Raw genomic sequence first — 22,312 nt, 5'->3', positions numbered from 1 at the left:
GGGCAGGCACCTGAGTCGGCTGCCTGAGTCGAGGGCCGAGGGCGATCACCCGAGTCGGCTGCGCGAGTCGGTGTCCGGAGTCGGCTGCTCGATCTGGATGCTGGAGTCGGCTACTCGAACTGCAGGCCGGAGTCGGCTACTCAAACTGCAGGCCGGAGCTGGCTGCCCGAGCTGCGGCCGGGAGTTGGCCACCGAGGTCTTGCGGTTGGCAGCGCTCGCGGTTCTCGCTCTGGCGTGATCCGACGCCCGCCTTGTCCAGCGCGCCGCCGCGATGCCCAGCCACGCTGTGTCGCCGCCGTACCGCCGCGATGCCCGGCACGTCGCGTCGCACTGCCGGACTGCATCGCGGCCGCGCAGCCCGTCGAGTCGGGCCCCCCGGGTTATGCCGATCTTGTCGTGGCCGCCGCGAGTCGTGCCCCACCCGCGGCGAAACCAGGCGAACTATCAGCCGAATCGCCCGCTTCTCGCCGGACCCAAAACGTCGGGCAAGGCGAATCCGGCAGCGTCCCACCCAGCGGGACCTCGGCCTCCCGGAACCCCGGAAAAGGGAAAACCCCCGGCCGTCGGGGGAAGCCGGGGGTTTTCGTTCGGGGGGCGGGATCAGCGTCCGACGAGGGGCTGGTCGAACGTGTCCGCCGGGAAGTGGAACTCGTCGGTCATGGCGTCGGAGTGGCGGCGCTCCTGCGCGGAGGAGGCCTGGCCCTCCCACGAGAGGCGCTCCAGGATCCATTCCTGGGCCAGAGCCTGCGGGGTCAGGTTCCGGGCGACGGCGATGTCCTTGAGCTGCTGGCTCGCGATGAGGTTCATGCGCAGCTGGTAGACCTGCGCGTCGCCGAAGCGGCTGCCGGTTCCGGTGCTCTCCGGGTCGGAGTCCGGGGCGAGCGCGGCGAGGTAGCTGGTGAGCTCCTTGTCCTCGACGACTTCGTCGCCGGCGGCCTTGGCGGCATTGCGATGCCGCCCGCTCGAGACGGCTTTGAGATTCGTGCGGCTGCTGAGGCGGCCGAGGGAGGGAAGAGGCACTCCGACACGATAACGGTTCGGTCTCGGCAAACAAACCACTGTGAGCCACGACACACGCATTTCTGTGCTCGGCAAGCCTAATTCGATCACCTGTTCAGCCCAGTCGGTAAACGCATTTCGCGACTGTCTGTTGATCAGGAGTACGGAGAGTGGATCCGCAGGTCAGCGCCGGTGTGCAGAAATGGAGAGACCCCCGCGCCAGGGGGAGGAACGCGGGGGTCGGAGGGGATCTCCACAGGCGCTGACCGGGGGTGTGTCAGCAACACCGATTGTTGCACGAGTTCCGGGGATCGGCGAGGGGAAGCCGGGAGAAATCGTTCTGCGCGATCTTGGAATGCGTTACCAGGGAAGCTTCGGAGAGTGTTCACAGGTTCACTCTCCGGGGGGCTGCCGGTGCCGCTCGCCGCTGGTTAGCCTCGCGGCCAGTTGTTGCGAACCGCATGGAGGGGCCATGAGCGGATCGGTCGAAGTTCGTCAGTTCCTCCTTCGGTACGAAGGTGCCGACGGGGGAAGCACGTCACTGTCCGGCGGCGTGCCGGCGCAGCGCGGGTCGTCGGAAGGGCAACGGGTCTCCGACGACCAGGTCCGCCGAGCCCGGCTGGCCGTCGCGGCCGGCGCGCTGGACGTGGAGGACTGCGTGCAGTTGCTGGAGATGCTCGGGCTGAGTCCGGGTGACGACGGCGAGGCGCCCGTGCAGCGCTGACCCGGTCGGCCGCCAGTGCGTCCGTCTTCCGCGAGATCGGCTCAGGCGCGGGCCGGTCTTGGCGCGAACTCGTGTCTCGGTGGCCGGGGGCGCGGCTTGAGCGGGTCCGGATTCCCGGCGTGCCGGGGCGTCTCCGGCGTAGAGTGGCGTGGCGCACACCAATCGTCCGGAGCGGCTTCGGGCGGGCTGATCGGTGCCGCGTGGTGCGGTCAAGGTGTTGGCGCGGACGTTATCGCAGGTCGGAGGCTCGCTGACCGCTTAAGGAACCCCCGGTACAAAGCCCTTGGAACGTGCCCTATGCTTGTAATCGCTCCCAGGGGAACACCTGAGAGCGCGGTCGGTCGGTCCACCGAAACCGATCGGGCTCCCATCGTTCAGTGGCCTAGGACTCCGCCCTTTCAAGGCGGCAACGCGGGTTCGAATCCCGTTGGGAGTACGCAGTACCAGTAAGGCCCTGTGGCGCAGTTGGTTAGCGCGTCGCCCTGTCACGGCGAAGGTCGCGGGTTCGAGTCCCGTCAGGGTCGCAAGATCGTTCGGCTCCTAGCCGGCGTTCCCGGCCAGGTAGCTCAGTTGGTACGAGCGTCCGCCTGAAAAGCGGAAGGTCGCCGGTTCGACCCCGGCCCTGGCCACACCGTTACCTGCGAAAGAAGCCCTCATCCACCCGGATGGGGGCTGTTTCGTTTTTCGGCCGTCTCGGTTGCGGCTCCGCGCGGCCGTCCAGAGTGACGTTCCCCTGCTGCCGTTTGGGTGGCCAGGCCACGGCCATGCGGGGCTTGACGGTCGTGATTGAGGCGGTAGGCCGCGGCTTCGCTGAGCGGCTGCGGGGATGCCCGAGCAGGCCTCACTGCACCGACCTGGGGTCCGCTCTCGTTGGCGTCGCCATTCGGAAGCAGTCTTGTCAAACCTCCGGATCGCTCCCTAGCCTCAATAACATCTCAAAGGTCTGGACCACTTGGAGGTCGAGAATGCCGGGAGATGTGGGGCGTCGCAGCTTTCTTGCCGGGTCGGCGGCGGTGGGAGTGGGGGCGATGACTCCGTCGGGAGCTGAAGCGGCGGCCGCCGAGACGCGGTCCGGGGTGGCGGTCTACGCGAACAACGTCGGCTACGCGCCCGGCGCGCCCAAACGAGCGGTGCTCGCGGCCGGGTCTCCGCAGGCGATTCCGAGGTTTGCCGTCGTCGACGTCGTCACCGGGAAGGTCGTCTTCACCGGGACTCCGCGGCAGGCGGCCCAGGTTCCGGGATGGGACGACCGGAATTACTGGACCGCGGACTTTTCCGCGCTGAAGACCGAAGGCGAGTACGTCCTGCTCGCCGCGGACGGGCGGTCGCAGCCGTTCCGCGTCGATCAGCTGGTGCTTGAGCGCTACACGCTCTCCCATGTCGTGCACTACTTCAAGGGCACCCGCAGCTCGGACCGGTTCGATCGCAAGGACCGCGAAGCGCCGATCGGCCCTAACGCCACGCAGGTCATGGACGCACACGGCGGCTGGTACGACGCGACCGGCGACTTCGGCAAGCACTTCACGCAGCTGTCGGACCGCAGTTACTTCAACACTCTCCAGATCCCGCTCACCGCCTGGGTGCTGGCCAAGGCGTACCAGCGGCTTACGGCGCGCGGCGACACCAACTTCACCCAATTGCGCACCTGGCTGGCCGACGAAGCTCTGTTCGGCGCCGACTACCTGCGCCGGGTGAAGCTTGTGGACGGCACGTTCGTTACCTCGGTTATCCAGCCTGGGCCACCGAAAGATCCGAAGCTGCGGCATGTCCTGGCGAACGGCGACGGCGAGCCCGTCCAAGTGAACTACCGCGAAGGCGGAGGGGTCGCGATCGCGGCGCTGGCTGCTGCGACGACGCTGGACGCGTCGGGCGATTACTCCCACGAGGAGTACCTGGCGACGGCGGAAGCGGCGTTCGACTACCTGGAGCACCACAACGTCGAGATGACCAATGACGGCAAGGAAAACATCCAGGACGACTACGGCGCGTTGCTGGCGGCGGTCGAGTTGTATCAGGTGACCAAGAAGCCAGTGTACCGCGAGGCGGCGGATCGTCGAGCGCATAACCTGTTGCGGCGCTTGGTTTCCTGGAAGTCATACCGGGACTACTGGCGCGCGGACGACGGCGATCGGCCGTACTTCCATCCCTCTGATGCCGGGCTGCCGGTGATCAGCCTGCTCGCGTACGCCGAGATCGCTGATGCGCCAACGGTTTCTGAGGTGCTGAAGGTGGTGCGGCGGTCGCTGGAGTTCGAGCTCGCGGTGACTGCCGAGGTGCCTAACCCGTTTGGGTATGCGCGGAATCTTGTGCAAGATGGAGAGGGTAAGAGGTACAGCTCATTTTTCTTCCCGCACAACGTCACGCCGCGAGTGAAAGATCAGTGGTGGCAGGGCGAGAACGCGCGGATCGCGTCGCTGGCGACCGCCGCTCGGCTTGCCGCACAACGGTTTTCCGGTGATTTCGCGGGTCGTCTGCGGTCGTATGCGGCGGACCAGCTGAACTGGATCTGCGGCAGCAACCCGTACGGCGTGTGCATGCTCGACGGCAGCGGCCGCGAAAACCCGCAGTACAGCTGGCTCGGGTCGTGGCAGTTCCTGCCGACGGCGGGCGGAATTGTCAACGGCATCACCGGCTTGAACGAGGACGGCAGCGGAATCGCGTGGGACCGCGGTTACGTGGTCACCGGAAAGGACGACGATTGGCGGTGGGATGAACAGTGGTTGCCGCACTCGACTTGGTACCTGTATGCGGTCGCGGTGGGGGACTGAGCCCGGGTCCCGGAGCGGCGGGCGGTCGGCGGGTTCCGGTGGCGGTGCGGCGTGGATGTGCTGCTCTGGCAACGGCCGGTGAGGGGACGAGGCTGGCGAGGGAACAAGGCTCGTGAGGGAACGAAGCCAGTAAAGGGACGGGGTCGGTGAGGGAACAAGGCTGGTGAGGGGCCGAAGCCGGTGAAGGGATTTTCGCGGGAGGTCCGCAGGGATCCCCTCGCGAGCAGCTAGTTCGGCGTGACCGTGCCCGGCGCGAGCTGCACTGTGCCAAGTCCACTGTGGACGTTCGCGGTCGCGAGGTCGCGCCTCGAAGCGCGGCCATGCCCGGCACGAATCTGAACCGTGCCGGGCACGCCATGCACACCAGCTCGAGGCTGGAACAACCGCTAAATCAACGGCCCACGGAACTTGGCCGTCCCAGGAACAAGCTCCACCGTCCCAAGCCCGCCGTGTGCGCTCGCGTACGCCAGTTCACGCGAAAGATCCCCAACCCCGTTCGTCCCCGGTTGGGGCAGCAGGTTCAGCGTGCTCAGCACCCCGAGCGCGTTCCCGTCCTTGTCAAGGAAGCCGCTGCCGGAATCGCCGGGGATGCCGGGTGTCACCGTCAGTACCGTGTGGCTCCAGCCGCCGCCGGTGTCGCCGAGGCTGGTTCCCTGTTTGGGTGACAGCTGGGTGATGCCGCCGCGCAGTTCGGAGTTGCCGTAGCTCAGCACGGTGCCGAGTTGCTTCGTGCCGGCGGTGTTCACGCCGGTCGGGCCGCCCCAGAAGGGCAGGCTGGGGTTCACCTTGGACACGTCCGCCGGGTCGATCTTCACGAGGGCGAGATCGTTGTACTGACAGGTGTTCGCGTCCGCTTCGTGGCGGGACTGCATGGTCAGCCACGAGTTGTACACGAGCGTCCCGGGCTTGCTCGCCCCGGTGATCGAGACCGGGGCGCCGATCGGGAGAGAACCGGCGGAGCAGCCGTTCGTTTCGGTCGAACCGCCGGTGCCGGAGCAGTGCGCGGCTTGTCCGAGGAAGACGTCCGTTCCGTTGCTGTACACGAAGTTCGAGGTGCATTGCGCCCCGTTGGTGTGCGTCTGCACCCCGGGGTGCACGGCGGCGGTGTCCGCCGGGGCCCAGGTCGGGGCCGCTGCCCACGCGGTCGCGGGCAGCAATGCGGCGGCGGTCGCCAGTGCCGTCACCGCACTGGCCCGGGCCAGTGGTCGAGGGGTCTTCATCGGGCTCCCTTCGAGAAAGGCCAGCACTCACTCGGACGTGTGCTACTGACCGGTAGGCATCGCGGGGTACATCACACCAGAGAGTGGTGCCAGTCACAACCGTTGTGACCCTGGGTGACTGTTGACCTAAAGCTAGCTAGAGGTTGCAGACTGATCGCATGACTGGGGAATGGAACATCGAGGCAGCAGACGTCGACGCCTACCTCGCACGCGTGGGGCAGCGCCGGGAGGAACCGTCGGTAGCGGCGCTGGGGCGGTTGGCGCAGGCGCACGTCGAGACGATCCCGTTCGAGAACGTCGACGTAGTGATCGGCCGGCATCGCGGGATCGAGCTGGACGTCGTCAGCGAGAAGCTCGTCGGACGGCGCCGCGGCGGGTATTGCTACGAGCAGGCCGGGCTTTTCGCGGCCGTCGCGGAGCAGTTGGGTTACCAGGTGCAGCGCACGGTCGCGCGGGTGCAGCCGGGCAAGAGCGGGCCGTACACCCATATGACGCTGGTGATTACCGTTGAGGGGCAACAGTTTCTCGTCGACGTCGGGTTCGGCGCCGGGATCCTGGTGCCGATGCCGCTGATCGACGGGGCCGAAGTGGACCAAGCCGGGTGGACGCACCGGATGACCCTGCGCGACGGCTGGTGGGTGCTGCAGAAACAGGACGGCGACGGCTGGGAAGACCTGCACGAGGTCCTGCCGCAGGTGAGCAGCCGTCCGATCGACTACCAGGTGTTCCACCACTACACGTCGACGCATCAGAAGTCTCCGTTCACCGGGCGGATCGTGGTGATGCGGCTTGAGCCTGGCCGGTTCCGTCGGCTGCTCGGCCGCGAATACCAGGAGAGCCACCCGGACGGCACGGTCGAGACACGCACGATCGAACCGGTCGATCTCGGAAAAACGTTGGAGGATCTCGACGTCTTCCTCACCGGCGACGAGCTGGCAGCGCTGCTCGAGACTTACTGAAACAGCTCCGCGGCGGCCAGCGGCCGGCCGAGGTGGTAGCCCTGGGCCTGGTCGCAGCCCAGTTCCCGCAGCAGCGCCAGCTCTTCCGCCGTTTCGACGCCTTCCGCGACCACCGTCAGATCGACCGCGTGCGCCATCGCGATGATGCTCGTGACGATCGCGGCCGCGTCGCGCGAGTCGGCGATTCCGGTGATGAACGAGCGGTCGATCTTGAGGGTGTCCAGCGTCAGCCGACGCAGCTGGGCCAGTGACGAATAGCCGGTGCCGAAGTCGTCGATGGCCAGCAAAACCCCGAGAGAACGCAAGGCGGACAACACTTCCGCGGCCGCCGACGTATCGCGCATGAGCGCGCTTTCGGTGACCTCCAAGGTCAACGAGCCGGGCGGCAGGCCGGTGGTGGCGAGTGCGTCGCGGACCGCCGGAACCAGGTGCGGGTCGTCCAGCTGCCGGACGGACAGGTTGACCTTCAAACTCAGGTCGAGGCCCCGGCCGTTGCGCAGGGCGGCCAGTTCGCGCGTGGTGTCGCGCAGGACGTACTTGCCCAGCACGTTGATCAGTTCGCTTTCCTCGGCCAGCGGGATGAATTCCGCGGGCGAGATCGCGCCGTGTTTCGGATGGGTCCAGCGCAGCAACGCCTCGACGCCGACCATTTCGCCGGTGCGCAGGTCGACCACCGGCTGGTAGGCGGGCCACAGCTGTCCACTGTGGACAGCGTCGCGGAGGTCCTGTTCCATCCGCAGCCGGCGCTGCATGCGTTCCCGGAGAGCGACGTCGAAGAACTCGAACCGGCCCCGGCCGCGGGATTTCGCTTGGTACATCGCGACATCCGCGTCGCGCAGCAAATCCTCCGCACTGCGGCGGTCGTCCGGTTCGACGAGGACGATGCCCATGCTCGCGTCGAGGTGCAATTGCCTGCCGTGCACCGAAACCGGCTCCGCCAGCACGGAACGCAGGTGTGCGGCGAAGACGCCGACCTGCGCCTGGCCGGTCGTCGCGGACGTGACGACCACGAACTCGTCGCCGCCCAGCCTGCCGACGACGTCGTCGGGACCGGTGGCCCGGCGCAGGCGTTCGCCGGCGATGCGCAGCACCTGGTCGCCGACCGGATGGCCGAGGGAATCGTTGATCAGCTTGAACTTGTCCAGGTCGAGGAACAGCACGGCGGCCGCCTCGGCGCCGTCGCGACGGTCGAGCCGGTCCAGCACCAGGGTGCGGTTGGCGAGCCGGGTCAGCGGGTCGTGAGTCGCTTCGTGGGCCAGCCGGGCGCTGATCGCGCGCCGTTCGGTGATGTCGGTGAAGGACGTGACTACCGAGACGCCGTTCGGATCGTCCGAATCGAGCAACCGGGAGGTCAGCGACACCCACACGTCGCGGCCGTCGGGCCGGCGCAGGCGCACGACCAGGCCGTTGTGCGTGCTCCCGGTGCGGCGCGTGATCATGGACGGCAGTTCGTCGTCCGGGATGCGGTTGCCGTCCTCGTCGAACAGCACGAGCGTCGTGCACGGGACGCCGAGCAGCTTCGTCTCGGGGACTCCGAGGATGCGGCAGGCGGACGGATTCGCCGACTGGATCAGCCCGGTCGGGCCGATCACCAGTACGCCCTCGTCGAGCGCGGCGACGACCGTCGCGTAGTGCTGTTCAACGCGGCGACGTGCGGTTTCGTCGGTGCAGACGAGGAGGAAGCCGTCGACGGTCTCGGTCGCGGACACCCGGACCTGGCGCGGCGAGCCGTCCCGGCCGCGGTGGGTCTGCGCGGCGATGCCGTCGCGGATCGCGGCCGGGTTCGGGTCGATGCCGAGCACCTCGTGCACCCGTCGGCCGAGCGCCTCCGGGGCGGGCCAGCCGTAGACGGTCTCGGCGGCCGGGTTCCAGCCGGTGACGATGCCTTCGGCGGTGATCGTGACGATGGCGTCGCTGACGTGCGTGACCAGCGCTTCTTGCGCGCGGACGGCAGCCGCGGCGGCGTGCTTGACGGTGCTGTCGCGGATCACCACTTGGAACGACGGCGGATTCGAGTCGCTGGTGCGCACCGAAACGGTTTCCGCCACGAATTTGCTCCCGTCCAACCGTTTCAGCACCGCTTCGCGCGGTTCCGCGCTGGGATCCTCAAGCAGCTGCGCGGATTCGGCGGCCACGAAGTCCCCGAACTCGTGGCTGACGACCTCGTGCGCCGCCCGTGCCGCGAACAGGTCGAGCGCGGCCTGGTTGGCGTAGGTGACGACGCCGCCGGAATGCACGCAGATCGCGTCCGGGCTCTGCTCCATCAGCAGCTGGTAGCGGTCGGACAGCTCCGCGAGGTCGGACTTGTCCGGCGCGGTTTCCGCGACCGCCGAGGCGACGCCGAGCAGGCCGGTCGTGTGGTCCTCTTCGCCGACGGTCCGCGCGCGCAGCCGGATGCGGCGAGGGGTCCCGTCGGCGCTGTCCTGTGGCTGTTCGAGTTCGAAATCGCGGCCGGGCGGGGTGCGGCGGAGGTTCGCGGTGAGCGGGCGCAGCAGCTCGGTGAGCCGGTCGCACAGTTCTTTGCCGGTCGCGCCGGGGAGGCCGAGGACGGCGTCGAGGCCGGGCAGCCACGTGAGGGTCGCCGGTTCGGAGGCATGCAGGGAGAACAGGACCCCCGCGCCGGCGTCCGGCCGCAGGCCCGCGAGCTGGGCGCGCCGGGTGATTCCACCCGGTTCACCGGCCAGGGCGTCAGCCTCCATGGTGCTTCCGATCCCCCTTGTCGGCGTATGGCCCGTCGATTACACCACCGAGTGAAGCCTGTGTATATCCACACGGGGAGCCGCTTGCATCACTCGTCTGGACGCCGACGGCGGTGCTATCGGGCGATGCGGGGCACGCTGCGCAGTCGCGGACCCCATACGAGCAGGCCGAAGTGGGCCGCACAGGCATGTCCGAGGACCGTCACGACGGAGGCGAGACTGGCGGGATCGTCGGTCACGTAGACGCTGATAACGAATAGCTCAAGGGCCACGATCCCGGCGATCCTGGCCCGTCCGCGCAGCAGTGCGACGAGCACGCCGGCGGTGGTGAGGAAGCCGTAGCTGACGCCGATGTCGAGCCAGCGGCCCGCGGAATGCGGCAGGACGTCGGTGTGGATCAGGGCCATGACCGGCAGTTCGGTGGCGATCGTGGCGAGCACGTGCCCGCTGAAGAAGACCAGCGCCGTCCGCAGCCCGCCGAACCGCCGCTCGAACGGGGCGACTGCGATCGCGAAGATCACCGCGTACGGCAGCCAGCCGCCGTCGGCGATCCAGAACGCGCTGGTCAGAAGCGCGGTGAGGGGGTGGCGCGCCATGTTGTGCGCGTCGGTGCTGGAGACGGCGAGGAGTTTGCCGGTGAGCTTGGGGCTGGCGAAACGGATGAGCAGCGAGGTGCCGAGGAGGAGAACGAGGTAGCCGAACGTGAACGGCGTGGACCGCGGGCTGGGGACGAGGGCGAGCCAGGCTCGCTTCGGCCGCCAGGTCGCGGGGATGGCCAGGAAAGGAAGCCTGGGGGCGGGCTGGACGAGGTCGAGGGAACTGGCGGCCGGGTCGTTCTTGGCCAGCACGGCTGTCGCCGTCGGTCGCGAGGACCCTTCGATGATCTCGACCAACTGGGTGCCGCCTGCTCTGGTCGGGGCCGCTGCCGCGGTGGTGCTCGGCTCCGGCTTCCCGGCCATCGGGACGGAGACCGGCTGGGCGGCGGGCGTCCGTCCGCGCAGCCACGTCAAGGAGCGCCACTTCCGGGGAGTTCCCGTGGTGGCAGCACCGCGCGCCGGGCGGGGTGCCGGTTCCGGCTCGCGCAGCGACATGCGTCCAGAGTGGCTGGGCATGCTGGGATTTTGGCCAAGAGCAGCTGTGAATGCGCTGTGATTCACACCCGCTAGAGTGAGCACTCAGGGTAGAAGGTTTCGCCCGTTGTCACCCGTTCGGTGGGCTCATCCGGTAAGAATAGGCCACTCCTGGTGAAAGGTCTCGCTGGTGAACGACGAGGTTTCGGTCGCCGAGCTGTTGGTGCGCGAAGGACACGAACGACGGATCCCGCCGCCGTCGCGGTCTCGGTGGCGCATGGTTTCGGTGATGCTCGCGGTGATCGTCGGTTGCGGGGCGGCGGCCATGCTCGTCTCCTACGGGACCACGGCGAGCGACGGGGCCTCCCGGATCACCGAGATGCGCGTGATCGAGATGCCGGACCGCACTGGCGGCGCCGGCGGCGTCGACGAGACCAACCCGCCGACGCCCACCGGCGAGGAAACCGAAGGGGGCACGGTCGGCGTCGGGGATGCGCCTTCGAGCAAGGTGAACGTCAACCCGCTCGGCGAGCACAGCACTCCGAACCACCCGGCTGATTCCGCTCCGTCGCATCCGGCGTCGAGCGAACGGCCGGAGACCACCGGTCCGACCGCGCCGTCTCAGCCGTCGTCGAGCCCGTCGGCTCCGTCGAGTTCGAGCCAGCCGTCTTCGCCGAGTAGCCATGAGCCGCCGTGCGTCCTGAACATTATTTGTCTCTGACCTACATGCCGGGTGAAACCCTGAGCATCCGCTGAGCGTGGTCCGCGCGGGGGTGCCGAAACCGGCATGATCGGCCGCGTGCCGAATACAAAGCTGCGTGCCTGGCTTCTCGAAGGCGAGCACAAGCGCGCCCAGCAGATGACCGGTGGCAAGCGGGAGACCAAAAAGGCCGAACAGCCGTGGTGGAAGGTCATGTGCCTCACCGGCGTCGACTACTTCTCCACGCTCGGATATCAGCCGGGGATTGCCGCGCTCGCCGCTGGAGTGCTGTCGCCGTTGGCCACTGTGGTGCTGGTGGTGCTCACGCTGGCCGGGGCGCTGCCGATCTATCGCCGGGTCGCGCGGGAGAGCCCGCACGGCCAGGGGTCGATCGCGATGCTGGAGAAGCTGTTGTCCCGGTGGGGCGGCAAGCTGTTAGTGCTTGCGCTGCTGGGGTTTGCGGCTACTGACTTCGTCATCACGGTGACGTTGTCGGCGGCTGACGCTACCGCGCATGTTATTGAGAATCCGTTTGTTCCGGCTGCGCTGCATGGTGGGCAGGTCTGGATCACGCTGGTGCTCATCGCGTTGCTGGGGGCGGTGTTTCTCAAGGGGTTCGCTGAGGCGATCGGGGTCGCGGTCGTTCTCGTGGGGGTTTATCTCGCGCTGAACGTCGTGGTGGTGGTCGTCGCGTTGGCGCATGTGTTCGGGGCGCCGCAGCTTATTGTCGACTGGCAGAATTTGCTGGTGAGCGAGCATCCCAATCCTTGGTTGATGGTCGGGGTCGCGCTGGTGGTGTTTCCTAAACTGGCGCTGGGGTTGTCGGGGTTTGAGACCGGGGTCTCGGTGATGCCGCTGGTCCGGGGGGCTGCTGGGGACGCTGAAGCCGAGCCGGTGGGGCGGATTCGGAACACTCGGCGGTTGTTGGTTACCGCGGCGTTGATCATGAGCGCGTTCTTGATCACGTCCAGTTTCGCTACCGCGGTGTTGATTCCGCAGCGGGAGTTTCAGGCTGGGGGCAAGGCCAGCGGGCGGGCGCTGGCTTATCTCGCGCACAGCTACCTTGGCGATGGCTTTGGCACGGTGTACGACGCCAGCACGATCGCGATCCTGTGGTTTGCCGGGGCTTCGGCGATGGCCGGGTTGTTGAATATCGTGCCTCGGTACTTGCCGCGGTACGGGATGGCTCCGGATTGGGCTCGGGCTACTCGGCCGCTGGTGATCGTGGTTTCGGTGATCGCGTTTGTGATTACGTTGATCTTCGACGCTGACGTGGAGGCTCAGGGCGGGGCGTATGCGACCGGGGTGCTGGTGTTGATTTCGTCGGCTTCGGTGGCGGTTACGTTGTCTGCTCGGCGGCTTAAGCAGCGGGCGTTCTGGGGTTATCTGGCGATTACCGTGGTTTTTTTGTACACGACGATCGCTAACATCGTGGAGCGGCCGGAGGGGGTGAAGATCGCCGGGTTCTTCATCGGGGCGATTGTGGTGACCTCGTTGATCTCCCGGGCTACTCGGTCGTTGGAGTTGCGGGTCGAGAAGGTCGAGTTCGATGCGGCCGCGCAGCGGATCGTGGACAAGGCGGTGCGGTCGGGGGCGGTGCGGATTATCGCCAATGAGCCGGATGCCCGGGATGAGGCTGAGTATCGGGAGAAGGAGCAGGAGGCGCGGGAGGATAATCATATTCCTCGGGATAGTGCGTTGTTCTTTCTTGAGGTGACTATTTCGGATGCTTCGGATTTTGAGACTACGTTGCGGGTGCACGGGGAGAAGCGGGCTGGGTATCGGATTTTGCGGATGAAGAGTCCATCTATTGCCAATGCTATTGCTGCGGTGTTGTTGCATGTGCGGGATGAGACTGGGATGCAGCCGCATATTTACTTTGCTTGGACGGAGGGGAATCCGTTTAAGTTTTTGGGGCGGTATTTGTTCTTTGGGGATGGGGATGTGCCTCCGGTGACTCGGGAGGTGCTGCGGAGGGCGGAGCCGGATCCGCATCGGCGGCCGTTGGTGCATGTGGGGTGATCTCTGGGGCGGCTCGTCGCCTGGCGGCGACATTGCGCCCGGGTGGGTTGGGGCACCCCGAAGCCCATTGTGATGACGGACGGCGGGTGCTTGTCAAGGCGGGAAAGATGCCTTGACAAGCACCCGCCGTCCGCATTTTGGCTTCGTATCGGGGTGCGGGGGTGGTGTGGGTGCGCTGGTGGGTTGGGTGTGCGGGCTGCGGTTGGGTGGTGGGGGCGCGGGGCTTGGGCGTGTGGCGAGTTGGGTTCGCGGGGGCGGCTGGGTGGTGGGGTTAACGGCTCGGTGTGGCAGCTGGCGGGGCTGCGCTCCGGTGTGGAATTGGGTGCATGCGGCGTGCCTAATGTGGCGTGGCGTTCGGTGCGGGTCGCGGCGGCGGTGGGTGTGGGTAGTGAGGGGAACCCTGAGGGACTCTGATTCCCTCAGGGTGGCCCTCACGGACGGGTCAGAGGGTTGCGAGGGTGGTTAGGCGTTCGGCTAGCAGGTCGATGTCGGCTTCGGTGGTGCGGTGGTTCGTGATGCAGGCGCGGACGCACGCTTGGTCGCGGATTCTTGCGGGGCCTAGCATTGCGGTGCCTTCTTCGTGCAGTCTCGTGAGGAGTTCTGCGTGTGCTTCGGCGTTGCGGCCGGGCATTCGGATGCAGACTGCGGTGAGCGTCACGGGGTTCATCAGTTCCAAGCCTGGGGCGGCGGCGATGTGCGAGCCTAGGCGGGTGGCTAGGGTTAGGCAGCGTTCGGTGGCTGTTCGGAAGGCTCCGACGCCGAAGGTGCGCAGTGCGGCCCAGACCTTCAATGCCTTGAAGCTGCGGGAAAGTTGCGGTCCGTGGTCCATGTAGTCGAGCAGGTGGGCGTCGTCGATTGCGGTGAGGTACGACGACGTCGAGGAGAAGGCGAAGGCTGCGCGTAGTTTCGCCATGTCCTTGACCAGCAGGGCTCCTGCTTCCAGCGGGGCGAACAGCAGCTTGTGCGGGTCCAGGGTGATGGAGTCCGCTCGGGACAGCGGGAGCAGTGCGTCTCGGGTCGAATCGGCTAGGACGAATAGGGCTCCGTATGCGCCGTCTACGTGCAGCCAGAGGTTTTCTTGTGCGCAGAGGTCCGCGATGGGGCCGATTGGGTCTATCGAGCCTGTGGTTACTGTGCCTGCGGTGGCTACGACGCAGAACGGTTCTTTTCCGGCGGCTCGGTCTTCGGCGATTGCTTGGGCTAGCAGGTCGACGCGGAGCCGGAAATGGTCGTCGGCCGGGATTGTGCGGACGTTGGCCAAGCCGATTCCCAGGAGGGCGGCGGCTTTGACTACGCTGCGGTGTGCTTCGTCGGAGGTGTAAAGCACAAGGGGCGCGCGGTTTTCTTGCAGGCCGCGTTCGCGGAAGTCTGGTCTGCGGTCGGCGATGGCGGCGGTGATCGCGTCTTTCGTGGCTCCCGATCCGCCGCTGGTGAGGAGGCCTCCGGAGGACGGACCCAGTGCGAAGAGGTTGGTGAGCCAGTCCATGACGGAGCGTTCGATCACGTTGGCGGCGGGGGAAATCTGCCACAGGTTGCAGTTCTGGTTCAGTATCGCGGCGATCGCTTCGGCGTAGGGTCCGATGCCGTTCGGCGGGCCTTGTACGTAGGCGAGGAAGCGCGGGTGCGCGATCGTGGTGGTGTAGGGCACGATCCGGTCGACGACGTCGGCGAAGAATGCTTCTACGCCAAGGCCTTCTTCCGGGAACGGTTCGGCTAGCAGTTTGGCGAGGGTTTCCCGGTCTGCGTCAGGGGCAATGGGGCGACTAGTGAGTGAATTTTCGTAGCTGTCGGTGAACTGGGCCAAAAGTTCGGCCGCTCTGGCCCGTTCGGCGGCATTGAGAATGAGGGAAGTGCCGTCCATGCGCCCTCTTCTGTTCGAAGGTCTTTTCCGGCACAAGGTGGCATGGCCGAGAACGGCGGCGCAATGGCGAAAAGTGGGGAGCGGGACTTTCCGGCTGCTGGGCGGAATGCGGCGGGGAAAGAACTGCCCGAACGGCCGGGGAAGTCAGGGAAACCGGGCATGATCGGGTGTTGCGGCCGAACGGCGGTACCGGGGAAGGGCTGGGGGACAAGGGGTTTCGGTCGGCTCCGCGAGAAGGGGGCGAAGCCGACCGAGAAGGGGTCAGGAGAGTTCGTCGGTCAGGTCGCTGAAATCTGCGGTGTTCCAGCGTTCGGGGCGCATGGAGATCACGATGTTGTCGTTCTGCTCGGGAGTGGCTTTGACGTAGGCGAGCGCCGCGTCCTCGGGCAGGTATCGGCGCGCCATCTCGAGGCGGTCTTCCTCCGTCACCGCGCGGACGCCGGTGACGGGGCCTTCGACGGTCGCGTAGCGGATGGTCTTCGGGTCTTGCACGCACAGGGCGAAGCGGCCGGCGGCTTCGATCAGTTTCGTTTTCCGCGCACCGGGCGAGGTGAGCACGGTGACCTCGCCGCCGGGCGTGTACTGGTGCCAGATCGGGGTGGTGAGCGGTGCGCGGCCGGACTCCGCGGTCACGCTCAGCACGCTGATGATCGGTTCGGCGAGCAGGGCCTCGCGTTCGGCGGGCGGGATCTTGCTGACCATCTCGGGCTCCTTAAGGCCAATTGATTTGCCTTTAGCTTACGCATGCTCCGGGCGTTAAGGCCAATCCCTTTGCTTTAGGATGACGGGATGACTCGGCCGGGCGGACGCAGCGCGCGGGTGCGCGAAGCGGTGCACCGTGCGGTGATCGAGCTGCTCGCGGAGGGGGAGACGACTGCGGGGGTACCGCAGATCGCGGAGCGGGCCGGGGTGAATCCGACCAGCGTTTACCGGCGCTGGGGGAGTTGCGCGAGCGTCCTGCTCGACGCTGCGGTCGCTCGGTTGAGCCTCACATCGCCGGTGCCGGACACCGGGTCGCTGCGTGGTGACGTCGAGCAGTGGGCGACGGCGGTCGAGCGCGCGCTCGCTGACCCGGATGGCGCGGTGCTGGTTCGGGCGTTGATCACCTTCATCGGGACCAACGCTGATCCGATTGAGCAGCTGCTGTCGCGCGGCGAGGACCTGGAGCAGATGCTGACCGCGGCCGCCGCTCGTGGCGAGCCTGCGTTGGACCTGCAGGAACTGCTGGATTACGTGCTCGCTCCGCTGTACCTGCGGGTGTTGCTGAGCAGGCCGATCGAACCGGGGACCGGCGCAAAGCTCGCGGATCGGCTGCTCACGGCAGCAGGTCTTCCTCCCGCCGCCGGCCGAAGTGGTTGAACAGCAGGTTCAGCACGAAGGCCAGTACCGCGGCGACGGTGATCGGGCTGCCGCAGATCGTGCGCAGCCAGGCGGGGAAGTGCTGGAAGAACACCGAGTTGCCGAACCGGTCGAGCCCGAAAGCGGGCAGCAGGCCGACTCCGAGCGCCACTGAGACGACGAAAGCGTTGTGGTTGCCGGAAAAGTCGACCTTCTTGAGTGTCTGCACGCCGACGACCCCGACCATCGCGAACATCACCACCGCGACGCCGCCGACGACCGGCTCCGGGATCGCGGCGATGAACGCGCCGATCTTCGGCACCAGGCCCATCACCACCAGCATGCCGCCGGTCGTCGCGACCACCCAGCGGCTGCGCACGCCGGTCATCTGCACCAGCCCGACGTTCTGCGCGAACGCGGTGTCCGGGAAGGAGTTCATGAAGCCGCCGAAGATCGCCGACAGGCCGTCGGTGGCCAGGCCCCGGGAGAGGTCGGACGGCGTGACCGGCCGGCCGGTGATCTCGCCGACCGCGATCAGGTCGGCGGTGGTTTCGGTGAACGACACCAGCATCACCACGCACATCGACACCACGGCGGCGACCGGGAACGTCGGCGCTCCGAAGTGGAACGGCGAGGCCAGGCCGAACCAGCTCGCGTCGCCGACGCCGGAGAAGTGCGTGCGGCCGAGCGGAATCGCGATCAGCACGCCGGCGATCAACGCGACCAGCGGGCCGATCTGGCCGAGGAATCCGCGCAGCACCCGGGTGAACAGCACCACCAGCGCGATCACGCCGAACGCCAGCCCGAGGTTCGCCGGGTCGCCGTAGGACGGGTCGCCGGTGTCGTGCCCGCCGATCATGGCCGTGCCGGGGCCGAGCAGCGAGATGCCGATGACCAGCAGCAGCGTCCCGGACACCAGCGGCGGGAAGAACCGGATCAGCGCGGCGAACGGCCGGGCGATCAGGAGGCCGAAGACGCCGGAGGCGATCATCGCGCCGTACACCGCGGTGATGCCGTACTGCGCGGCGATCAGGATCATCGGGTTGACCACGGTGAACGTCGCGCCCGCGACCACCGGCAGCCGGACGCCGAACAGCCGTCCGATGCCGACCGACTGGACCAAAGTGGCCAGTCCGGCGACGAACAGGTCGGCGTTCACCAGCAGCGCGATCGACGCGTTGTCCAGGTGCAGCGCGCTGCCGATGACCAGCGGCACCGCGATGCAGCCGGTGTACATGATCGCCATGTGCTGCAGCCCGAGCAGAAGCAGTCGTCCGGCGGGAAGGCCCCGGTCGACCGGGTGCACGGCGTTCGTCATGAGCGGCTCCTTCGCTGTGGTCCCGCCGGATTATCGCTGCACATACCGCCGGTTTGTGTGTGACCATGCCAGACATGACTGCACGACCTCCTTTCCGTGCCGATCATGTAGGAAGCCTGCTGCGGCCGCCGGTGCTGCGCGAAGCGCGGCGCGACCACGCGGCGGGGGAGATCTCCGCCGAACAACTGCGAGCCGTCGAGGACGACGCGATCCGCGACGTCGTGAAGATGCAGAAGGCGGCCGGCCTGGAGTCGGCGACCGACGGCGAGTTCCGCCGCTCCTCCTGGCACATGGACTTCATCTACGCGCTCGGCGGCGTCTCGCGCAGCGACGAGCGGCTGCACGTGAAATTCCACAATCTGGCCGGTGACCTGGAGTTCAGCCCGCCAGGCCTGCAGGTCGACGGCAAGGTACGGCTGGATGAGCCGATCTTCGCCGAGCACTTCGAGTTCCTGAAGGCACACACTGACCCGGGCATCACGCCGAAGCTGACGATCCCGTCGCCGAGCATGGTCTATTACCGCGGCGGCCGGGCGGCGGTGAGCGAGACCGTGTACCCGGAACTAGACGAGTTCTTCACCGACCTCAGCGCGGCGTACGCGGAGCAGTTGCGCGCGATGAGTGCGCTGGGCTGCACGTATCTGCAGCTGGACGACACCAGTCTGGCGTATCTCAACGACCCGAAGCAGCGTGAGCTCGTCGCGCGCATGGGCGGCGACCCGGACACCATGCACCTGCGCAACATCTCGACGATCAACGCCGCGCTCGCCGGGAAACCGGCGGACCTGAACGTGACGACGCACCTGTGCCGCGGCAATTTCCGCTCGTCGTGGGTGGCGTCCGGGAGCTACGAGTTCGTCGCCGAAGCGCTGTTCGGCGAGCTGGCGGTGGACGGTTTCTTCCTGGAGTACGACGACGAACGCTCCGGCGGCTTCGAGCCGTTGCGGTTCGTGCCCAAGGGTAAGCGGGTCGTGCTCGGGCTGGTCACCAGCAAACGGCCGGAGCTGGAAGACCCGGACGCGCTGGTGCGGCGGATCGAGGAAGCGTCGCGGTATGTGGACGTCGACCAGCTGTGCTTGTCGCCGCAGTGCGGGTTTTCGTCCACTGAGGAGGGAAACGATCTGACCGCCGGCGAGCAGCTGCGGAAGCTGGAGCTGATCGTTTCGACGGCGGAGCGGGTCTGGGGTCGATCGTGATCACCTGCGTTGTCGACTACGTGATCGACCCGGAGAAAATCGCGGACTTCGAACGGTTCGCCGCCGAGTGGATGCGGCTGGTGCGGCGCGAGGGCGGGATTCACCACGGGTATTTCCTGCCCGCGGAAGGGGCCAGCGACGAGGCTCGGGCGTTGTTCAGCTTCGAAAGCCTCGCCGCGTACGAGCGGTACCGGACGTTGTTCGGAGTGGACCCGGAGTTCGTGGCGGCGGACCGGATCCGGGACGAGAGCGGGTGCGTGATCCGGTATCGGCGGACGTTCATGCGGCCGCTTTTGCCGGAATGATCATTCGAGGTAGCGCGACAGCTGGGCTGCCCCGTCCAGCATCGCGTGTGCTCGGGCGGTGAGCCGGGAACGCCAGGTGCGCAAGGCTTCTTCCAGCGGCGCGACCCCGCCCGCGTGCCGGACCTGCTCCAGTACCGTCGCGATCCGGGCGAGCGGGTAGCCGCCGCGGCGTAGTTGGTGGGCTAGGCGGGCGTCGCGCACCGCGGGAGGCGGGTAGCGGCGGTTTCCGGCTCGGTCCCGTTCCGGTTGGAGGATCCCGGCGGCCTCCCATTTGCGCAGCGTGGCGGGGTGCACGGACAGCTGGTGCGCAAGCGCGCCAATCGACGGCACGGTCTGGCGTACGTCCGGTTCCCGCGTCAGGTTTCGCAGCGCGTGCTCGACTTCGGTGAGGGTGCCGCGGTCGCGCAACAGCTCGGCATGACCCTCGTCGATCAGCTGGAATGCGGTGTCTTCCGAACGCTCGTTGACCGCGCGCAGAATCGCCGCCGCGCGGGCGTGGCCGAAGCCGGGGCGCAGGGCGAGGAAGGCGCGCAACGCTTGCGCGTGGTGTTCGGTGTAGGTCCGGTAGCCCTGCGGTCCGCGTTCGGCGGGCGGGAGGATGCCGTCCTCCTCGTAGTTGCGGACGGCCTGGGTCGACAGGCCGTGCTCGCGGGCGAGGTCTTTCGGACGCATCTCACCTCCGATTTGAGGGTTCCCTGCCATTTAACCAGGTGATTCGCGAAGAAGTGCCAACGGAGAGTTCAACGATACGGTCGAAGCAATGAAGACCTTTGACGACTTCCTCGCCCACCGCCGCCCGACCCTGCTCGGACTGGGGGAGCCCACGCATTGGACCGAGGCATTCCCGTTGTTCCGCAACGAAATCTTCCGGCATCTCGTCCTCGAACACGGCTACCGGTCGATCGCGCTGGAGAGCGACTGCCTGGCCGGACGCCTCGTCGACCGCTACGTGACCACCGGCGAAGGCGACCTCGACAAGGTGCTGGCCACCGGGTTCAGCCACGGTTTCGGAGCGTTCCCGTCGAACCGCGCGCTGGTCGAGTGGCTGCGTGACCACAACGCTGGCCGCAAGCCCGAGGACCAGGTCCGCTTCCACGGCTTCGACGCTCCCCTCGAGATGGCGAGCGCGCCCAGCCCGCGCGGAGTGCTCACCGAACTGCATGGCTTCCTGGCCAAGCATCTTGACGACGTGCCGCACGACGTCGCGACCATCGAACGGCTGGCTGGCGACGACGCGGCGTGGGCGGACGAAGCGGCGATGTGGGACGGGGCGAAGTCCAAAGGGGACAGTCCGGATGCGAGGGAGCTGCGGTTGGTCGCCGACGATCTCGCCAGCCAATTCGAACGCGCCCGACCGGCGTTGCCCGAAGGCGGCGACCTGCTCGCCCGGACCGCGGTCGGGCTCTGCCGCTACCACTCGCTGATGGCCGACACCTCGCCGCAGCGGATGGGCAGGCTCGGGGCGCAGCGCGACAGGATGATGGCGGACAACCTGCTCGCGTTGCCGGGCACGTTCGTCTCCGCGCACAACCAGCACCTGCAGCGTCGCGCGGCCTCGATGATGGGTGCGCAGTGGTGGAGCGCGGGCGCGCAGGTCGCTGATCGGCTTGGTGACCGGTATGTGTTCATTGCCACCGATTTCGGCTCCTCCGATGCGGTAGGGGAGCCCGCGCCGGGGACGCTGCAGGCGTATCTCGCCGCGACGGTTCAGGACCGTGAACTGGTCGAAACCGCCGGAATCGACTCGGAGCTGCCCGCGCGGGCCGGCGACGGACGCGGGTATCTCCCGTTCGACGCGGTCGAGGCGGCGGATGCGATCGCGTTCCTGCAGCGGGTGTGACCGCCGCTCCTCGACGATCTTGGCTGAGGTGTGCTCAGATGGAGCTGAGATGTCGGGAGGAGCGAGATGAGCACCGAGACCGTTCTCGTCGTCGGCAGTGGGCAAAGCGGGTTCCAAGCCGCGGCGTCCTTGCGCGACAAGGGGTTCGCCGGACGCGTGGTTCTCGTCGGCGACGAGCCGGGGGTGCCGTATCAGCGGCCTCCGCTGTCGAAGGCGTACCTGGCGGGCAGCGCGGGCGTCGAGCAGCTGGTGCTGCGGCCCGAGGATTACTTCGCCGAAAAGGACATCGAGCTGGTCCGCGGCCGGGTCGCCGCGATCGACCGGGACGCGGCGAAAGCCCGGCTCGAGGACGGTACGGAGCTGGGTTACGACCATTTGGTGCTGGCCACCGGCGCGCGCAACCGCGCGCTGCCGGTGCCCGGTGCCGACCTCGAGGGCGTCCTGACGCTGCGCACGCGCGCGGACGCCGACCGGCTGCGGGCTTCGCTGGACGCGGCGGGCGACGTCGTGGTGATCGGCGGCGGGTTCATCGGGCTGGAGTTCGCCGCGCACGCCGGTCGTCCGGTTACCGTCGTAGAGGCGCAGGACCGGCTGCTGGCGCGGGTCGCGTCGCCGGAGATCTCGGAATTTTTCGCCGAACATCACCGGACGGCAGGGCACACGCTGATTTTGGGCGTCGGGGTCACCGCGCTGCACGGGTCGGGCCACGTGGAGTCCGTCGAACTCTCCGACGGGCGACGGCTGCCCGCGGACCTCGTGGTGGTCGCGGTCGGCGTGCTGCCCGAGACGGCGCTCGCCGAGGCGGCTGGGCTCGAGGTGCGCAATGGCGTTGTCGTGGACGAACACCTGCGCACCGCGGACCCGAAGATCTTCGCCATCGGCGACTGCGCGTGCTTCCCGTGCGTACAGGCCGGTGCCGCGACTCGGCTGGAATCCGTGCAGAACGCCGTGGACCAGGCCCGATCGGTGGCTGCGGCGATCGCCGGGGAACCGGCGCGCTACGACAGCCTGCCGTGGTTCTGGACCGATCAGACCGGCGCGAAACTGCAGATCGCGGGCATTCTCGGGGCCGCTGACCGGACCGTCGTGACCGGTGACCGGTCCGCCGGGAAGTTCTCTGTGCTGTCCTTCCGCGACGACGTGCTGATCGCCGTCGAATCGGTCAACCGCCCACCGGACCACATCGCCGCGCGCCGGTTGTTCGCCGCCGAACCGCATCCGGCGTACGCGGATCTGGAGGCCAGTTCGTTCGACCTGAAAGCACACCTGAAGTCGCGCACCGCGGCTTGATCG

The 22,312-nt window shown here is 67.5% G+C and carries 18 protein-coding genes and 3 tRNA genes; 13 read left to right on the top strand and 8 right to left on the bottom strand.

Going from position 1 to position 22,312, the window contains the following annotated elements:
- Nucleotides 1-600 precede the first annotated feature (600 nt).
- Complete coding sequence (locus ACZ7OI_RS00395; protein WP_470262100.1) at nucleotides 601-1,020, bottom strand: hypothetical protein; 420 nt, start codon at nucleotides 1,018-1,020, stop codon at nucleotides 601-603.
- Nucleotides 1,021-1,471: 451 nt separating this feature from the next.
- Between ACZ7OI_RS00395 and ACZ7OI_RS00390 the strand changes: the two genes are divergently transcribed.
- The 5 genes from ACZ7OI_RS00390 (at nucleotide 1,472) to ACZ7OI_RS00370 (ending at nucleotide 4,491) form a co-directional block, all read left to right on the top strand.
- Complete coding sequence (locus ACZ7OI_RS00390; RefSeq protein WP_378398698.1) at nucleotides 1,472-1,723, top strand: hypothetical protein; 252 nt, start codon at nucleotides 1,472-1,474, stop codon at nucleotides 1,721-1,723.
- 363 nt (nucleotides 1,724-2,086) lie between these two features.
- Nucleotides 2,087-2,159 (top strand) — tRNA-Glu (locus ACZ7OI_RS00385).
- Between the two features lie 14 nt (nucleotides 2,160-2,173).
- Nucleotides 2,174-2,247 (top strand) — tRNA-Asp (locus ACZ7OI_RS00380).
- Nucleotides 2,248-2,278: 31 nt separating this feature from the next.
- Nucleotides 2,279-2,352, top strand: a tRNA-Phe gene (locus tag ACZ7OI_RS00375).
- 399 nt (nucleotides 2,353-2,751) lie between these two features.
- Complete coding sequence (locus tag ACZ7OI_RS00370; RefSeq protein WP_470262099.1) at nucleotides 2,752-4,491, top strand: glycoside hydrolase family 9 protein; 1,740 nt, start codon at nucleotides 2,752-2,754, stop codon at nucleotides 4,489-4,491.
- Nucleotides 4,492-4,877: 386 nt separating this feature from the next.
- On the opposite strand, the gene ACZ7OI_RS00365 is transcribed toward ACZ7OI_RS00370, so the two are convergent.
- The gene (locus tag ACZ7OI_RS00365; RefSeq protein WP_470262098.1) at nucleotides 4,878-5,711 is read right to left on the bottom strand and encodes a serine protease; all 834 of its coding nucleotides are present in this window, start codon (nucleotides 5,709-5,711) and stop codon (nucleotides 4,878-4,880) included.
- Nucleotides 5,712-5,869: 158 nt separating this feature from the next.
- Here ACZ7OI_RS00365 and ACZ7OI_RS00360 point away from each other — a divergent pair, with 158 nt between their 5' ends.
- Complete coding sequence (locus ACZ7OI_RS00360) at nucleotides 5,870-6,670, top strand: arylamine N-acetyltransferase family protein (RefSeq protein ID WP_470262097.1); 801 nt, start codon at nucleotides 5,870-5,872, stop codon at nucleotides 6,668-6,670.
- Here ACZ7OI_RS00360 and ACZ7OI_RS00355 read toward each other — a convergent pair.
- Nucleotides 6,664-9,369 carry a sensor domain-containing protein gene (locus tag ACZ7OI_RS00355; protein ID WP_470262096.1) on the bottom strand — a complete coding sequence of 902 codons (2,706 nt, stop codon included), beginning with the start codon at nucleotides 9,367-9,369 and terminating at the stop codon, nucleotides 6,664-6,666. The two genes, ACZ7OI_RS00360 and ACZ7OI_RS00355, sit on opposite strands and share 7 nt — an antisense overlap.
- Nucleotides 9,370-9,485: 116 nt before the next feature.
- The gene (locus ACZ7OI_RS00350) at nucleotides 9,486-10,481 is read right to left on the bottom strand and encodes a rhomboid-like protein (RefSeq protein WP_470262095.1); all 996 of its coding nucleotides are present in this window, start codon (nucleotides 10,479-10,481) and stop codon (nucleotides 9,486-9,488) included.
- Nucleotides 10,482-10,629: 148 nt separating this feature from the next.
- Here ACZ7OI_RS00350 and ACZ7OI_RS00345 point away from each other — a divergent pair, with 148 nt between their 5' ends.
- Nucleotides 10,630-11,160: a hypothetical protein gene (locus ACZ7OI_RS00345; RefSeq protein WP_470262094.1), complete on the top strand. Its 531-nt coding sequence runs from the start codon at nucleotides 10,630-10,632 to the stop codon at nucleotides 11,158-11,160.
- Between the two features lie 66 nt (nucleotides 11,161-11,226).
- The gene (locus ACZ7OI_RS00340; RefSeq protein ID WP_470262093.1) at nucleotides 11,227-13,161 is read left to right on the top strand and encodes an APC family permease; all 1,935 of its coding nucleotides are present in this window, start codon (nucleotides 11,227-11,229) and stop codon (nucleotides 13,159-13,161) included.
- A 442-nt stretch (nucleotides 13,162-13,603) separates the two neighbouring features.
- Here the strand turns inward: ACZ7OI_RS00340 and ACZ7OI_RS00335 are convergent, their stop codons facing one another.
- On the bottom strand, nucleotides 13,604-15,022 hold the full coding sequence (locus ACZ7OI_RS00335) for a pyridoxal phosphate-dependent decarboxylase family protein (RefSeq protein ID WP_470262092.1): 1,419 nt from the start codon (nucleotides 15,020-15,022) through the stop codon (nucleotides 13,604-13,606).
- Nucleotides 15,023-15,283: 261 nt separating this feature from the next.
- Entirely contained in the window at nucleotides 15,284-15,724 is a 441-nt protein-coding gene (locus tag ACZ7OI_RS00330) for a pyridoxamine 5'-phosphate oxidase family protein (protein ID WP_470262091.1), read from the bottom strand.
- A gap of 87 nt (nucleotides 15,725-15,811) precedes the next feature.
- Between ACZ7OI_RS00330 and ACZ7OI_RS00325 the strand changes: the two genes are divergently transcribed.
- The gene (locus ACZ7OI_RS00325; RefSeq protein WP_470262090.1) at nucleotides 15,812-16,381 is read left to right on the top strand and encodes a TetR-like C-terminal domain-containing protein; all 570 of its coding nucleotides are present in this window, start codon (nucleotides 15,812-15,814) and stop codon (nucleotides 16,379-16,381) included.
- Here ACZ7OI_RS00325 and ACZ7OI_RS00320 read toward each other — a convergent pair.
- Nucleotides 16,338-17,678 (bottom strand): nucleobase:cation symporter-2 family protein, encoded by a 1,341-nt coding sequence (locus ACZ7OI_RS00320; protein ID WP_470262089.1) that lies wholly within the window; start codon nucleotides 17,676-17,678, stop codon nucleotides 16,338-16,340. The two genes, ACZ7OI_RS00325 and ACZ7OI_RS00320, sit on opposite strands and share 44 nt — an antisense overlap.
- 74 nt (nucleotides 17,679-17,752) lie before the next feature.
- Between ACZ7OI_RS00320 and ACZ7OI_RS00315 the strand changes: the two genes are divergently transcribed.
- Nucleotides 17,753-18,874 (top strand): 5-methyltetrahydropteroyltriglutamate--homocysteine S-methyltransferase, encoded by a 1,122-nt coding sequence (locus tag ACZ7OI_RS00315; RefSeq protein ID WP_470262088.1) that lies wholly within the window; start codon nucleotides 17,753-17,755, stop codon nucleotides 18,872-18,874.
- Nucleotides 18,871-19,179, top strand: a complete 309-nt coding sequence (locus ACZ7OI_RS00310; protein WP_470262087.1) for an NIPSNAP family protein — start codon at nucleotides 18,871-18,873, stop codon at nucleotides 19,177-19,179. The genes ACZ7OI_RS00315 and ACZ7OI_RS00310 overlap by 4 nt, the downstream gene beginning before the upstream one ends.
- On the opposite strand, the gene ACZ7OI_RS00305 is transcribed toward ACZ7OI_RS00310, so the two are convergent.
- Nucleotides 19,180-19,851, bottom strand: coding sequence for a MerR family transcriptional regulator (locus tag ACZ7OI_RS00305; RefSeq protein WP_470262086.1), 672 nt, complete (start codon nucleotides 19,849-19,851; stop codon nucleotides 19,180-19,182).
- Nucleotides 19,852-19,939: 88 nt separating this feature from the next.
- On the opposite strand from ACZ7OI_RS00305, the gene ACZ7OI_RS00300 reads away from it, so the two are divergent.
- Together ACZ7OI_RS00300 and ACZ7OI_RS00295 are read left to right on the top strand one after the other, a co-directional pair.
- Nucleotides 19,940-21,019 (top strand): erythromycin esterase family protein, encoded by a 1,080-nt coding sequence (locus tag ACZ7OI_RS00300; protein ID WP_470262085.1) that lies wholly within the window; start codon nucleotides 19,940-19,942, stop codon nucleotides 21,017-21,019.
- A gap of 66 nt (nucleotides 21,020-21,085) precedes the next feature.
- Nucleotides 21,086-22,309: an NAD(P)/FAD-dependent oxidoreductase gene (locus ACZ7OI_RS00295; protein WP_470262084.1), complete on the top strand. Its 1,224-nt coding sequence runs from the start codon at nucleotides 21,086-21,088 to the stop codon at nucleotides 22,307-22,309.
- The last annotated feature ends 3 nt before the right edge of the window (nucleotides 22,310-22,312 follow it).

The organism is Amycolatopsis sp. NPDC114503, assembly GCF_055633655.1.
This window is presented reverse-complemented; position numbering and strand designations above follow the sequence as displayed.

Coding starts and splice junctions, on each gene's coding strand:
- ACZ7OI_RS00390 (WP_378398698.1), top strand. CDS start 1,472: ATGAGCGGATCGGTCGAAGTTCGTCAGTTCCTCCTTCGGTACGAAGGT.
- ACZ7OI_RS00370 (WP_470262099.1), top strand. CDS start 2,752: ATGACTCCGTCGGGAGCTGAAGCGGCGGCCGCCGAGACGCGGTCCGGG.
- ACZ7OI_RS00365 (WP_470262098.1), bottom strand. CDS start 5,711: ATGAAGACCCCTCGACCACTGGCCCGGGCCAGTGCGGTGACGGCACTG.
- ACZ7OI_RS00360 (WP_470262097.1), top strand. CDS start 5,870: ATGACTGGGGAATGGAACATCGAGGCAGCAGACGTCGACGCCTACCTC.
- ACZ7OI_RS00355 (WP_470262096.1), bottom strand. CDS start 9,369: ATGGAGGCTGACGCCCTGGCCGGTGAACCGGGTGGAATCACCCGGCGC.
- ACZ7OI_RS00350 (WP_470262095.1), bottom strand. CDS start 10,481: ATGCCCAGCCACTCTGGACGCATGTCGCTGCGCGAGCCGGAACCGGCA.
- ACZ7OI_RS00340 (WP_470262093.1), top strand. CDS start 11,227: ATGATCGGCCGCGTGCCGAATACAAAGCTGCGTGCCTGGCTTCTCGAA.
- ACZ7OI_RS00335 (WP_470262092.1), bottom strand. CDS start 15,022: ATGGACGGCACTTCCCTCATTCTCAATGCCGCCGAACGGGCCAGAGCG.
- ACZ7OI_RS00330 (WP_470262091.1), bottom strand. CDS start 15,724: ATGGTCAGCAAGATCCCGCCCGCCGAACGCGAGGCCCTGCTCGCCGAA.
- ACZ7OI_RS00325 (WP_470262090.1), top strand. CDS start 15,812: ATGACTCGGCCGGGCGGACGCAGCGCGCGGGTGCGCGAAGCGGTGCAC.
- ACZ7OI_RS00320 (WP_470262089.1), bottom strand. CDS start 17,678: ATGACGAACGCCGTGCACCCGGTCGACCGGGGCCTTCCCGCCGGACGA.
- ACZ7OI_RS00315 (WP_470262088.1), top strand. CDS start 17,753: ATGACTGCACGACCTCCTTTCCGTGCCGATCATGTAGGAAGCCTGCTG.
- ACZ7OI_RS00305 (WP_470262086.1), bottom strand. CDS start 19,851: ATGCGTCCGAAAGACCTCGCCCGCGAGCACGGCCTGTCGACCCAGGCC.
- ACZ7OI_RS00300 (WP_470262085.1), top strand. CDS start 19,940: ATGAAGACCTTTGACGACTTCCTCGCCCACCGCCGCCCGACCCTGCTC.
- ACZ7OI_RS00295 (WP_470262084.1), top strand. CDS start 21,086: ATGAGCACCGAGACCGTTCTCGTCGTCGGCAGTGGGCAAAGCGGGTTC.